Below are 13,673 nucleotides of genomic sequence, written 5' to 3'. Positions count from 1 at the left end.
GATTATTACGCTGTACCGCCAACGGTCAGATTATCGACTTTAAGCGTCGGCTGACCCACGCCAACCGGCAAACTCTGCCCTTCTTTACCGCAGACACCCACGCCGTTATCCAGTTTCAGGTCGTTGCCCACCATCGAAATCTGCTGCATGGTTTCGATTCCGGAACCAATCAACGTTGCGCCTTTCACCGGCTTCGTTACTTTACCGTTTTCAATCAGATACGCTTCTGAGGTGGAGAAGACAAATTTACCGGAGGTAATATCCACCTGACCGCCACCGAAGTTCGGCGCATAGATGCCATACTCAACGGATTCAATAATTTCCTGCGGGGTCGATTTACCCGGCAGCATGTAGGTATTGGTCATACGCGGCATTGGCAGGTGAGCGTAGGATTCACGGCGACCATTGCCGGTCGGCTTCATGCCCATTAAGCGCGCGTTGAGTTTATCCTGCATGTAACCTTTCAGGATGCCGTTCTCAATCAGCACGTTGTACTGGCCTGGTGTACCTTCGTCATCAATCGCTACCGAACCACGACGATCGACCATCGTGCCGTCATCAACCACGGTACACAGTTCAGAAGCCACCAGCTCCCCGACCTGTCCACTAAAGACCGAAGTACCACGGCGGTTGAAGTCGCCTTCCAGGCCGTGACCGACCGCTTCATGCAACAGCACGCCAGGCCAGCCAGCGCCGAGAACCACCGGCATGGTGCCCGCAGGTGCGGCAACAGCAGAAAGATTGACCAGCGCCATACGCACGGCTTCTTTTGCCCATGCATCCGCACGAACTTCGCCGTCAAGATCGGCAAGGAAGAACTCATAACCAAAACGACCACCGCCGCCACTGGCGCCGCGTTCGCGTTTACCACCTTCTTCGACCAGAACGCTCACAGAAAGACGCACCAGAGGGCGCACATCTGCCGCCAGGGTGCCGTCAGTCGCCGCAACCAGAATTAATTCATAGACGCCACTGAGGCTGGCAGTCACTTCCTGTACGCGTTTGTCCGCTTCGCGAGCAACCTTATCGACACGACGCAGGATATCCAGCTTCTCTTCACGGCTCATGCTTTGCAGCGGGTCGACCGAGGTATACAGCGGGCTATGCTCTACCGCGCCCAGCGTCTGTACTTTGCCATCGCCGTTGTCACGCACAATGGTACGTGCCGCTTGCGCACTCTGTTCCAGCGCCAGCAGGCTGATTTGGTCAGCGTAAGCAAATCCGGTTTTTTCACCGCTGATTGCACGCACGCCAACGCCCTGATCGATGTTGTAAGAACCATCTTTAATAATGCGGTCTTCTAAAACCCAGGATTCGTGATAGCTCGACTGAAAATAGAGATCGCCATAATCAAGGCGACGTTCGGTCAGTTGACCGAGGATCGCGAACAAGTCCTGATGTTTCAGGCCGTTCGCCGCTAGCAATTGTTCACTTACCAGGTTCAGACTCATCGTTTTTGCTACTCGTTAGTTACTGCGGTAGAGGATTTTTTACGGCTGCCGGATGCGGCGTGAACGCCTTATCCGGCCTACGGTTATGTTCCGGCTCGTTGGCCGTATGGCAACGATTATCTTATGAGATTGGGGCAATTACGCGCCCTCGTCAAATCATTGCGCTTTTTCTTTACGCGGTTGGCGCAACACTTCGTTGATTTGCGGATCGTCCAGCGGACCCGAAATGTGATAGCGCAAAATGGAAACTTTGCTCCACAGCGGCCCCAGCACTTTACTGGCGGCAAACACTGCCGCGCCGACAATGGGGTTAACCGCAAAAGCTGCAGCCACGCCCACCGTCGCAGAAATCTCTGGTGCGACAACCGCTTCCATATTCAGATCGCGACGTACCAGATTTACCGACCCTTTCATGGCGATATCCGCTTCCAGGCCATCCACCAGCGTATCGTCAGTGTGCATAACGCCGTCTTTAATCCACGCGGTGCTGCGAATGGAGTCAAAATAGAACCCTTCGCCAAAGGTATCCCTGAAATCAAAACGCAGCTTACGCATCAGGGCATCAACGCTCAATAAGCGCAGCAATTGCCCGGCATGTCCGGTGCTAATTTCGGTAATTTCGCCTTTGCCCAGTTGAGTATGAATGATGCCATTCAATGTCGCTTCATCTGGCTGCCACGGTGCTTTACGCCAGTGTAAATCGTAATCCACATTAAATGACGACTGGCGTATTGGCGTCGTGACACCAAAAAATTCTGCGGCGGCATCAATTTTCTGTCCGCGCAGTTTTCCTTTCAGCGAGGTGCGTTCATTCCCCGGATTGTTAACCCATTCACCATCGGCAGTGAGTCGCGAGAAACCGGTATCAATCAGTCCATTGGTCAGCGTTAACGTATCGCCGGAAATGGTGATATCGCTGTCGATGCGACCGAATTTTTGCCCCCAGAACCAGCACTCTGCGCAACGTATTTGCGCGTCCGGCCAGCCACGGAAGCTGATGCGCTCCGTGGTCGGGAAAGGTGATGAACTCGTTGATTTACCAGCGGTTTTCGCTACGCTCGGGTTGTAATAGAGATATTTAATATTCGCCAGCCACGGCGCGTTATTACGCATCGCCAGCGTAGCGTTGATTTCACGCCCTTGCGCCTCAACCTGCGTACCGTTTGCCATCGGCTGCGAGACGATGCTCAGGTTATTCCACTGCTGATTCCCCAATGACAACGCCGGTGTACGCAACGTAATGTGCTGAGGGAAACTCGCCGCGCTGCCAACTTTTTCCGTCGCGCCTTTCTGGAATAGCGCCAGCCACTCGGCGCCGTCCATTGGCGGCATATTTAACTCAACACCACTCTGTTCCGGCAACGGGGGAAGCGTTTTACTGTCTGCCGCCCAGATAGCGCGCTCAAGCGTCAGCTTTTGACCGAGCAACCAGCGGCTATTGAAATGGTTATTCGTGCCAGCCTGTCCGGTTAATTCAAAGCTGTTGAGATTGCCATCAACCTTAATGTTAACCGGTAGCTGTTCGCCCGCAGGTTTGGCTAACGGTGAGGGTAAGTGACTACTCACATTCTTCAGATCGCCGTTCAGCTCTACGTTATAGGTCGCGCCAGCATGATAAGGCAGCTCAATACCCACTTTTCCATCCCACGCCACGCTGCCGCTTAACGCTTCGTTCACCGCTTCAGGCAGAACGCCGGTTTTCGCCGGTTGCCAGTTGCCGTTGAGATTCACCGCAACCTGGTAGGCTTTCGCCCCTTCTTTGGTGGAAAAATCCACGTTCAGTGGCTGGTTAAACCAGCTTGCTGTCAGTGGTTCACTTTGCAGATCACCATTGATAAAGCTGAATTTTCCGCTCAAATTTTTCAGAGTGCTGTCGAGGGGTTTGATAAACAGACTATTGTTGCGCAGCGTCACTTCACCTTTCGCTGTAACCAGTTCGCCGTTCAGCGGGATATCGAGATGTAAGCGAGCATTCACATCACCGTCGAGCTGGAGTTCTTGCAGGGTCGCTCCCAGCGAATCCTTCAGCGGCGTCTCATCAAAGTAAGGACCAACGGCTTTACCCGGACCTTTAATGTCAGCGTCAATCAGCAACTTTTCTTTCGAGTAGTCAGGGATCACCGCAGTGAGGTTACTGGCGCGCACACCGCCCAGATTAACACCATCGGTTTTCATCCATAAACCGTCGTTAATAAAGTCCAGTTCAATATCGAGATTAGTCAACGCTGGCCAATCTGGCTGGAAAGCAAACTTCGCGTTACGCAGCGGCACCAGCACTTCAAACTGACCTTCGTTGTGTTTGTAAGGGAAAAGATGTGGATTGCCGCCATAAACCAGGGTCGCGTTATCCGCTTCACCGCCCTGAATTGCGCCACTTAGATAATCGACTAACTCTTTCCCCATCAGGTTTTCCGGGAAATAGCGCCAGGCTTGTGAACCATCATCGGTACTAATGCCAGCCAGAATCCCCAGCCAGGGTTCATCGTTAGCAGGTTGCAGGTAACGAAAACCGCCGCGCGCATGGACGGCTTTAGCTTTGACGTCGATATTACGACCATCCAGCTGGAAACCTTTGTCATTATTCAACCAGCTTATAGTTGCCTGACCGTCGGCAATTTCCAGCGGTGCGCGAAATACCGTTTCGTAAGGCATTTTCGCCTGCTTCATGGAAGCCGTCAGCAAACCATTTTCTACGCTTCCTGAAAGCGTCCCGGAGAAATGTTCCGCGCCTGGCAATAATTTCCATTGTTTCCAGGCCAGATCGCTCCACGATGCCTGAAAGCGGGTCTTCTCTGCCGCCTGAAGCGGGATATCCAGCGCCAGCGTGTTGATCTTGCCGCTCGGCTGGGTTGAACGCCAGATATCACCCAGCGCAGGTGAAAGTTTCGCTGCTAATGGGCGTATGCCTTCCAGCCCCGCCAGCTCCAGATTGCTGGCGCGAACCCGTAGTTCGTCACTGCGTTTATTGTTTTTGCCGCCAACGTCTTGTTCCGGTATCCAGGCCAGCGTCAAAGCTCCACTCGGCCAGGGTTTGCCGTCCATGGTGATCCGCGTATCAGGAATGGAAAACTGCCAGCCCGAATGTTCGCGCGTTATGTGCGCGGTCAGATTATCCACCGACAGCGAATGCGTTTTTTTCTCGCCCAGCCAGCTTGCACCGCCCTGTTTCAGCCAGACATCGCCGCCGATCACATCGCCTTTGTCGATCGTCATCCAGCCTTCAAGGGAGAACTGTGCCGTTTCCAGCGCAATATTGTCCTGCATCCATTTACCGAGCCACGGCTTCAGGTCAATGTCATTAGCCTGGAGCCAGACGCGACCATTGCTTAACAGTCCCTCATCATCACGCAGATCCATGCGCACCTGCATCACGCCGTGTTGTCCGGTCAGACTGGAGAGACTTACCTGACCTTCCGCGCGGTGTCTACGTGGATCGTTAAGCCAGGTGAGTTGCGGGATCGCCAGTTCAGCGCGCTGACCGGATGGTGTCAGGAAGCTGATTTCGCTATCGCGGAGATCGAAGTGATCGAACTGACGAAGAAACAGATCGCTGATGTGGCTGGCTTCCAGGCTATCATTACTACCACCACTGGTGATGGGAGTATTGGTGCGAAAGCGCAGTTGCCAGAAAGTGAGGTCGCGAAACTGCCAGCGCATATGCAGCAGGCTCTGCCAGACATCCAGCGCCAGGGTGACACGTTTAACCGAAAACTCACCGCCATCTTTCAACTCAGCGCGGATGTCGTGTGCTTCAAGTGTTGGGCCAAAATTTTGCCAACTGGCGGAGAGCTGACTGGCTGCCACCGGCATACCCGTCGCGGATTCAATTTTGTTAAGGATTTCCGGGCGCCAGGCGTCGAGGTGCGGTAAAGCAATACGCAGGCCGCTGACCAGCAGCGCAGCGATCACAACGAGCGCGGCTCCAGTAAGCAGTAAAATCCCCGGCAATCGCCTCACCCGTCACTCCTTGTCTGCTAAAAATGTGACTCAAAAACCCTTTGCCGGATGGCGGCCCAGCATCTGTTTACATCATTACGACGTCAAACTGCTCCTGGTTGTAGAGCGGTTCGATTTGTACTTTAACCTGCTTGCCTACGAAAATTTCCACTTCCGCCAGCGAGTGAGATTCTTCGCCTTTCAAGGCTTCCGCTACTGCCGGAGAAGCATAGACCAGGAAACGGTCAGAGTCGTAAGCATGGTGCACGCGAACGATCTCGCGCATGATTTCATAGCATACCGTTTCCACGGTTTTTACCGTTCCGCGACCGTGGCAGGTAGGGCATTCATTACACAGTACGTGCTCAATGCTTTCGCGGGTGCGTTTACGCGTCATTTCCACCAACCCCAGAGCAGAAAAACCGTTAACGCTGGTTTTCACCCGGTCTTTACTCAACGCCTGTTCCAGCGAATGCAATACGCGGCGACGGTGATCTTCATTATTCATGTCGATGAAATCAATAATGATAATCCCGCCCAGGTTACGCAACCGTAACTGGCGAGCGATAGCCTGCGTCGCTTCAATATTGGTATTGAAGATGGTGTCGTCCAGATTGCGATGACCGACAAACGCCCCGGTATTGATGTCCACAGTGGTCATCGCTTCGGTCTGGTCGATAATCAGATAGCCGCCGGATTTCAGTTCTACTTTGCGTTCCAGCGCCCGCTGGATTTCGTTTTCGACATCAAAGAGATCGAAAATTGGCTGGCGTCCAGTGTAATGCTCCAGCTTGCTGGTCATCTCAGGAATATATTCCGAGGTGAACTCAAGCAATGCTTCGTAAGTCAGGCGCGAGTCAACGCGAATACGATCCAGCTCAGCGTCGGCGAAATCACGCAGAACACGCTGCGCCAGCGCCAGTTCGCCGTACAGTTGATAACGGGTCTGTGGACGCTTTTTACGCTCCATCACTTTGGTCCAGACACGTTTCAGGTAGGCTGCATCGGAGGCCAGCTCCGCTTCGCCAACCCCTTCCGCCGCAGTACGGATGATAAATCCGCCCTGCTCGTCGCAATACTCTGCGACCACTTTTTTCAGGCGTTCACGTTCAGATTCACTTTCAATGCGTTGGGAAACCCCAACGTGAGATGCACCCGGCATAAACACCAGATAGCGAGATGGCAGCGTGATATCTGTGGTCAGGCGCGCACCTTTAGTGCCAAGCGGGTCTTTCACCACCTGCACCATCAGATCTTGTCCCTGACGCACCAGCTCTGAAATATCGCGCACCGTGAACTGCTTTTGTTCTTCACCCGCCACACATTCGGTGTGCGGCATGATGTCGGATGCATGAAGAAACGCGGCTTTATCCAGCCCAATATCTACAAAAGCCGCCTGCATACCCGGAAGTACACGACTTACACGACCCTTGTAGATATTGCCTACTATTCCGCGTCGCGCCTCACGTTCAATATGAATTTCCTGCAGAATACCGCCATCAATATACGCCACTCGTGTTTCCGAAGGCGTTACGTTTACCAACAATTCAGCCGTCATGTTTATCCCTTTTGTCACGCAGTGCGTTAAAATTACTTAATAATTCATACGTTTCAACCAGCGGTAAGCCGACTACGGCGTGATAGCTGCCATTTATCTTCCTGACAAAACAACCACCCAGCCCCTGAATACCGTATGCACCTGCTTTATCTAACGGTTCACCGCTGGCAACATAGCCCGCGATGTCTTCGTCTGTTAACGTTCTGAACGTCACATCGGTGACCACCAGACAATCGAGAATGTACTGGCTGTCTGCCAGCGCCACCGCCGTCATTACCTGATGAGTCTGTCCCGATAATTTGCGCAACATCTGCGCCGCATGTTCTGCATCGCGCGGTTTCTCTAACACTTCCCCATTCAGGACAACAATGGTATCCGCTCCCAGCACCGGGAGATCCTGCGCAGTATGAGCAACACCTGCTTGCGCTTTCTCACGCGCCAGACGCATAACATACTGCTGCGCGCTCTCCTGCGGATGGCGCTGTTCCTCAATGCCCGTAACAATACGTTCAAAGGTCACGCCAAGTTGCGCAAGTAACTCCTGACGACGCGGAGAACCGGAAGCTAAATACAGAGAAGTCATAGAAACCTTTATTGCACTGCAAACTGCTGACGGATTTTGCGCATCAGCAAGAAAATCCACGGCCAGAGCACACCATTGACTACACTACTCCAGAACACTTCGGGTCTGAAAGAGACGTTGATCACTAAAAACTCTGCCCAGAAAACAATAATATCCACTACCAGCGAAAGCAACATGACGACCAGCGCCTGCTGCCATAATGCCAGGTTGCGGAAAAGCTGGAATTTCAGTGCTACCAGATAAGCAATGATACTCATCGACAACGCCCGGACACCGAGCGTAGAGCCACTGATCAGATCCAGTATGGCACCCATCACAAAACCTGTGCCCACATTTACGCGATGAGGCAAGGCCAGGATCCAATACAATAAGATGAGCAATACCCAGTTTGGCCGGAAAACGATGAGATTATCCGGCCAGGGCATAATTTGTAGTAACAAGGCGATGAGGAAAGAGAGCCAGATAACCCAGCGCCCCTGGCTACGATATCTCGCCACTATTGCCCTCCCGGCGCACGTGCAGGCGGTTGAGCACCACTTTGCGGCGGCGTAGCCCTTTGTGGAGAGCGGTTAGTGGCAGTACCTGTTGCAGGTTGCTGCGGGTCTGGCTGGGTAATTCCCGTTGCCGGTTCCGGAAGTTTTGGTCCCATTGCGTCTGGCGAAGGCAATACCTGCGGCATCATCTGCATCAAACGTTCATTAGCAACGCGATGCACCTCTTCCGGCGTCATGGGATTAGCACCGTTACGATCTGCGCCCCACAGCAGCAGCAGATAACGCAAACGTTGCAGCCCCGCAGTCGGACGCGCCTGGATCACGGTATAAGCGCGCTGGGTATCGAGTTTCACAGAAGAGACGACCGCCACCGGATAACCTTCCGGGAAGCGTCCACCAAGACCAGATGTCACCAATACATCACCAACACGAATATCAGTATTCGCTGGCAGGTGCTCAAGTTGTAAATCATCAGTACAACCGTTACCCGCAGCAATTACGCGGATATCATTACGGAGTACCTGAATCGGCAGTGCATGGGTCGCGTCGCAAATTAGCAGCACGCGGCTGGTCAGTTTGGCGACCGCCACTACTTGGCCAACAACACCTTTGTCGCTGATGACCGGCTGGCCTTCATAAACTCCGTTAACGCTGCCTTTGTCGATAACGACTTGATCGCTATACGGATCGTTAACCGTAGAGATAACCTGGGTCACCATCTTCTGCTCATCCTGGCGCAACGGAGAACCCAGCAGCTCGCGCAGGCGCGCGTTCTCCTGTTTGTATTGTCCAAGCATCAGCAGTTCGCTGTTTTTCAACAGCAATTCCTGACGTAACGCCCGGTTTTCAAGTTCTAGTTGATCACGCGAGGCCAGCGTCTGCGATACGCCATCCAGCAATTCTCGAGGAGCATTGGAAACAAAGTAGAAAGGACTGACGGCGGTATCCATATAGGTACGGATTTGACTAAACATCCCCAGGCGACTGTCGGCAATAATAACGCCGAGCGCCACCAGCACCGCCAGAATAAGGCGAATCTGTAGCGACGGGCCACGGCTAAAAATTGGCTTCATAAGTTATGCGTATTCTCGTATCAGACCAGGCAGGGCAAACAGATGCTTCCCCTGCCTGCATCCGATTACTCTTCGCTGAACAGGTCGCCGCCGTGCATGTCGATCATTTCCAGTGCTTTGCCGCCACCGCGCGCCACACAGGTCAGCGGGTCTTCAGCAACAACAACAGGAATGCCGGTTTCTTCCATTAACAAACGGTCAAGGTTACGCAGCAGCGCACCACCGCCAGTGAGCACCATTCCGCGCTCGGAAATGTCGGAAGCGAGTTCCGGCGGGCACTGCTCCAGCGCAACCATCACCGCGCTAACGATGCCGGTCAGCGGCTCTTGCAGCGCTTCGAGGATTTCGTTGGAATTCAATGTAAAGCCGCGTGGCACGCCTTCTGCCAGGTTACGGCCACGAACTTCAATTTCACGGACTTCATCGCCCGGATAAGCAGAACCGATTTCGTGTTTGATACGTTCTGCAGTCGCTTCACCGATCAGAGAACCGTAGTTACGACGAACGTAGTTGATGATCGCTTCGTCGAAGCGGTCACCGCCGATACGTACAGAAGAGGAGTAAACCACACCGTTCAGAGAGATAACGGCAACTTCAGTAGTACCACCACCGATATCAACCACCATGGAACCGGTTGCTTCAGATACCGGCAAGCCGGCACCGATTGCTGCGGCCATCGGCTCTTCAATCAGGAATACTTCGCGGGCGCCTGCGCCCTGCGCGGATTCACGAATAGCACGGCGCTCAACCTGGGTAGCGCCAACCGGCACACAAACCAGAACTCGCGGGCTTGGACGCATAAAGCTGTTGCTGTGCACTTGTTTGATAAAGTGCTGGAGCATCTTTTCAGTCACGAAGAAATCAGCGATAACGCCATCTTTCATTGGGCGAATGGCAGCAATATTGCCCGGCGTACGGCCCAGCATCTGCTTCGCGTCATGACCTACTGCAGCTACGCTTTTCGGTGAACCGGCACGATCCTGACGAATAGCCACCACAGAAGGCTCATTCAATACGATGCCTTGTCCTTTTACATAAATGAGGGTATTCGCAGTACCCAGGTCAATGGACAAGTCATTGGAAAACATGCCACGAAATTTTTTCAACATACTAAGGGATAATCCTGAAAGCTGGGGCGGAAAAGAAAATCCGCTTACTTTACCAACCACACGCAGCAGCGACAAGGCGCAAAAATCATCTGCTACGGTGAAAATTAGTGCAGTTTGTTTCCTTTGTTACAAATCTCTACCTGAGTCCAGAGAGGCTAAATGCATCAGCATGCATTCCTCGCCTGTTTGCAACTGCGTAAGGTCATTAATCTGCATATGTGCTGCAACAATCTGGCGAACAGACAAGCACGCTCCCGTGAAACGCAGCGCGCGTTATTCTACGTGAAAACGGATCAAACGGCAGGTTAAACCGAGTATCTTTGTGAATATTTTTTCACGTTAGTATCAAGTGGCTGTGAGGACGCAAAAAAATCCCCCTGCCCACCCAAAACCCCACGCTGAATCAGGGTCTGCCACTCGCTTCGCGAACGTACGCCAGTAGCGTAAACCTGGGTGTTGGTCCCGGAACACGCTTCTACCATGCTCTGCACCAACAATTGATTCTCTGTTCGCTTCTCAATGTTTCTTACCAGCCCCGGATGGAGCTTGAGTAATTCGACATTAAGTTCTTTGATCCAACGGGTACTTACCAGCGTCAAACCAGCCTGGTTGACGGCGACCCGAACGCCTAAAGCATTCACCAAACGAATGACAGGTTGCAAGCGACCGATATGTTGACCAACATCAGCCTCTGCAAGTTCAATAATTATGCGTTTTCGCTGTGATTTTTCACACTGCATCAGTGTATCGCGTAGCCAACGCTGGAAACGCGGGCGAATCAACGACTCAACGGTGACCTGAATCGCCAGATTTTCTTGCGGCCAATAGCGTAACAGCGGGATGAGGCGACTGACTTGCAGACGGTCATACTCTTCCGATAAGCCAAACTGCAACACCATCGGCATATATTCCGCCGAACTGACCTCTTCGTTACCATCAAAGATACGACACATCAGTTCGCGGTGATGAACCTGCCCTTCACGGGTAACCGCCGGTTTCTGATAAAGACGCGGGCCGCCGCGACTCAGCATTTGCTCGATGAGCGTACGCCAACGAACGTTACCGCGCCCTTTTTCAGGTAGCGAGTCATCGTAAATAGCCCAGCTATTGCCGCCCTGTAATCCCGCATTGCGCGTGGCAGATTCCGCATGTTCCATCACCTGCTCGGTATCCTGCCCGCTACGCCAGGCACAGATGCCGATGTGAATCATATCATCACGATCCAGCATTTTATTCGTCGGTAAGGTATCGACCGCCTTGATCAATTGCCCGGCAATGCTCTCCGCCTCTTTTAATGTCCGATGTGGCAACAGCACGGCGAAATCGCTACGGTGATAACGCGCCAATAGCGCCCCGGGATAACGCATCATAAATGTCGATAACAGATTTGTCAGGGTGAAGAGTTGTTCTTCAACCTGGCTGTGTCCCCAGGTATCGCTCAACATATTGAAATCCGGCAGGCGGATCATCATCACGATCCCGTGAGTCCCCACTTTCTCCTGATCTTCCAGTAACGTTGCTAACTGATTATCGAAAAAGAGTCGGTTATTAAGGCCGGTTTTGATGTCCTGAGCAGCATAGGAGCGGATCAGCGTATCAAGACGACTGTGCTGTTCGCGTGCGTTCTGAATTTCACAAAGCAGCGTATCCAGCGCACTGCTGGTTCTGGGCGGCCATTCATAGATGGTTCCCAACACATTCGAGCCTCGCTCACCATTTAAAATACGTGTGGCGCGGGTTTCCAGCAGTTCTTGCCCGGCAAGTTGCCGCTGTAACCAGCGTACTGCCAGGAAGAGCATAATAATGATAAATCCAATCGCACCGGTGAGCGGTGCGGTGGTCATCAACGAGTGGAAATAGTTGCCCATCGGGTCCTGATAAACCAAACGCAGCGACATCCCCGGATGTTTAATCAACGGTACAGTCAGTTCGCGAAACAGATCGCTGGTTCCCACCGGACGGTAACTACCATTGCGGGACTGGGTATAAACCTGTTTTTTATCGTGCAAAAGATCCACGCGAACGATATCCGCAGACATCATCAGTTCGCTGATTTGTGGCCTCAATGTGCTGAAGTCATTCGACACAAGGTGGGTATCGATCGCCGTCGCCACTGCCTGAACACGATGACTAAACTTATACTGAATGGCGTTGTAGAAACTAAGCGAGCAGCCCAACAGAGTCACAAAAATTGTTAACCCGGTGAGCAGCGTGACAAAGGCCGAAAATTTCGTCGTTAATCTCATCCTTGTGTTAACTCCGATAGTGAGGACGCGGGCATACTAGCAAATCAGATTTATCTCGCAATTTATTGCGCTTCATCGGCTTTGCTTTTCCATTAGCGAGTATAGTCTTCAGAAATTATTTTCCAATCCATCATGCACATGAGGATCTCTTATGCAGGCGTTACTTTTAGAACAGCAGGACGGTAAAACCCTCGCATCTGTACAGACTCTGGACGCAAGTCGCCTGCCGGAAGGCGATGTGACGGTCAATGTCCAGTGGTCGAGTCTGAATTATAAAGATGCACTGGCGATTACCGGTAAAGGAAAAATCATCCGTAATTTTCCGATGATTCCTGGCATTGACTTCGCCGGAACGGTACGCGCCAGTGAAGATCCTCGTTTTCATGCCGGTCAGGAAGTGTTACTGACGGGTTGGGGCGTCGGTGAAAACCACTGGGGCGGGCTGGCACAACAGGCGCGCGTAAAAGGTGACTGGCTTGTTGCGATGCCGCAAGGTCTGGACGCGCGTAAAGCGATGATTATCGGTACTGCCGGGTTTACCGCCATGCTGTGCGTAATGGCACTGGAAGATGCCGGTATTCGTCCGCAGGATGGCGAGATTGTGGTGACGGGTGCCAGCGGCGGCGTCGGCAGTACAGCCGTGGCGCTGTTGCATAAGTTAGGTTATCAGGTCGTTGCTGTATCTGGTCGCGAAAGTACCCATGAGTATCTGAAAAGTTTAGGCGCCAGCCGTATTCTGCCGCGCGATGAGTTTGCTGAATCCCGTCCCCTGGAAAAACAACTCTGGGCAGGCGCAATTGACACCGTTGGTGACAAAGTACTGGCGAAAGTACTGGCACAAATGAACTACGGCGGCTGCGTGGCGGCTTGTGGTCTGGCGGGTGGCTTTGCTCTGCCAACCACGGTAATGCCGTTTATTCTGCGCAACGTCCGTCTGCAAGGAGTGGATTCAGTCATGACGCCACCAGCTCGTCGGGCGCAGGCCTGGCAGCGTCTGGTCGCTGATCTACCGGAATCATTCTATTCACAGGCAGCAAAAGAAATCTCACTGACAGAGGCACCGAAGTTTGCCGAAGCCATTATTAATAACCAAGTGCAGGGGCGCACACTGGTAAAAATAAGTTAAGATTTCGTACAAAATAATTTACATATAACTAACGAATTTTAGCAGCACTTTGACATTCTCCCTGCCATAGTAATCAGGAGCATACCGGGAGTCTGTT

The 13,673-nt window shown here is 52.6% G+C and carries 10 protein-coding genes; 2 read left to right on the top strand and 8 right to left on the bottom strand.

Going from position 1 to position 13,673, the window contains the following annotated elements:
- Nucleotides 1–5: 5 nt before the first annotated feature.
- The 7 genes from tldD to mreB all read right to left on the bottom strand — a co-directional run bounded on the left by tldD (nucleotide 6) and on the right by mreB (nucleotide 10,204).
- Nucleotides 6–1,451, bottom strand: a complete 1,446-nt coding sequence (gene tldD, locus WC5_RS12580) for a metalloprotease TldD (protein WP_000055926.1) — start codon at nucleotides 1,449–1,451, stop codon at nucleotides 6–8.
- Nucleotides 1,452–1,607: 156 nt separating this feature from the next.
- Complete coding sequence (gene yhdP, locus WC5_RS12585; RefSeq protein ID WP_001253524.1) at nucleotides 1,608–5,408, bottom strand: AsmA2 domain-containing protein YhdP; 3,801 nt, start codon at nucleotides 5,406–5,408, stop codon at nucleotides 1,608–1,610.
- A gap of 67 nt (nucleotides 5,409–5,475) precedes the next feature.
- The gene (gene rng, locus WC5_RS12590) at nucleotides 5,476–6,945 is read right to left on the bottom strand and encodes a ribonuclease G (RefSeq protein ID WP_000123197.1); all 1,470 of its coding nucleotides are present in this window, start codon (nucleotides 6,943–6,945) and stop codon (nucleotides 5,476–5,478) included.
- A complete protein-coding gene (gene yhdE / locus WC5_RS12595) occupies nucleotides 6,935–7,528 on the bottom strand; it encodes a nucleoside triphosphate pyrophosphatase YhdE (RefSeq protein WP_000203083.1) in 594 nt (197 codons plus the stop codon). Before yhdE ends, rng begins: the two co-directional genes overlap by 11 nt.
- Before the next feature lie 8 nt (nucleotides 7,529–7,536).
- Nucleotides 7,537–8,025: a rod shape-determining protein MreD gene (mreD, locus tag WC5_RS12600; RefSeq protein WP_000135265.1), complete on the bottom strand. Its 489-nt coding sequence runs from the start codon at nucleotides 8,023–8,025 to the stop codon at nucleotides 7,537–7,539.
- On the bottom strand, nucleotides 8,025–9,095 hold the full coding sequence (gene mreC / locus WC5_RS12605) for a rod shape-determining protein MreC (protein ID WP_000802527.1): 1,071 nt from the start codon (nucleotides 9,093–9,095) through the stop codon (nucleotides 8,025–8,027). Before mreC ends, mreD begins: the two co-directional genes overlap by 1 nt.
- Nucleotides 9,096–9,160: 65 nt before the next feature.
- A complete protein-coding gene (gene mreB / locus WC5_RS12610) occupies nucleotides 9,161–10,204 on the bottom strand; it encodes a rod shape-determining protein MreB (RefSeq protein WP_000913396.1) in 1,044 nt (347 codons plus the stop codon).
- Nucleotides 10,205–10,363: 159 nt separating this feature from the next.
- On the opposite strand from mreB, the gene WC5_RS25545 reads away from it, so the two are divergent.
- Nucleotides 10,364–10,513, top strand: a complete 150-nt coding sequence (locus WC5_RS25545) for a hypothetical protein (protein WP_016159494.1) — start codon at nucleotides 10,364–10,366, stop codon at nucleotides 10,511–10,513.
- Here the strand turns inward: WC5_RS25545 and csrD are convergent.
- The gene (gene csrD, locus WC5_RS12615; RefSeq protein ID WP_016159495.1) at nucleotides 10,510–12,450 is read right to left on the bottom strand and encodes an RNase E specificity factor CsrD; all 1,941 of its coding nucleotides are present in this window, start codon (nucleotides 12,448–12,450) and stop codon (nucleotides 10,510–10,512) included. The genes WC5_RS25545 and csrD overlap by 4 nt on opposite strands.
- A gap of 151 nt (nucleotides 12,451–12,601) precedes the next feature.
- Between csrD and acuI the strand changes: the two genes are divergently transcribed.
- Nucleotides 12,602–13,576 carry an acrylyl-CoA reductase (NADPH) gene (gene acuI / locus WC5_RS12620; RefSeq protein WP_001148449.1) on the top strand — a complete coding sequence of 325 codons (975 nt, stop codon included), beginning with the start codon at nucleotides 12,602–12,604 and terminating at the stop codon, nucleotides 13,574–13,576.
- Nucleotides 13,577–13,673: the final 97 nt, after the last annotated feature.

Source organism: Escherichia sp. KTE114 (genome assembly GCF_000407765.1).
In the GTDB taxonomy this organism is placed as follows: domain Bacteria; phylum Pseudomonadota; class Gammaproteobacteria; order Enterobacterales; family Enterobacteriaceae; genus Escherichia; species Escherichia ruysiae.
Note: the sequence above shows the minus strand (reverse complement) of the source record. Positions and strands in the feature narration are given on the sequence as shown.

Coding starts and splice junctions, on each gene's coding strand:
- tldD (WP_000055926.1), bottom strand. CDS start 1,451: ATGAGTCTGAACCTGGTAAGTGAACAATTGCTAGCGGCGAACGGCCTG.
- rng (WP_000123197.1), bottom strand. CDS start 6,945: ATGACGGCTGAATTGTTGGTAAACGTAACGCCTTCGGAAACACGAGTG.
- yhdE (WP_000203083.1), bottom strand. CDS start 7,528: ATGACTTCTCTGTATTTAGCTTCCGGTTCTCCGCGTCGTCAGGAGTTA.
- mreC (WP_000802527.1), bottom strand. CDS start 9,095: ATGAAGCCAATTTTTAGCCGTGGCCCGTCGCTACAGATTCGCCTTATT.
- mreB (WP_000913396.1), bottom strand. CDS start 10,204: ATGTTGAAAAAATTTCGTGGCATGTTTTCCAATGACTTGTCCATTGAC.
- WC5_RS25545 (WP_016159494.1), top strand. CDS start 10,364: ATGCATCAGCATGCATTCCTCGCCTGTTTGCAACTGCGTAAGGTCATT.
- csrD (WP_016159495.1), bottom strand. CDS start 12,450: ATGAGATTAACGACGAAATTTTCGGCCTTTGTCACGCTGCTCACCGGG.
- acuI (WP_001148449.1), top strand. CDS start 12,602: ATGCAGGCGTTACTTTTAGAACAGCAGGACGGTAAAACCCTCGCATCT.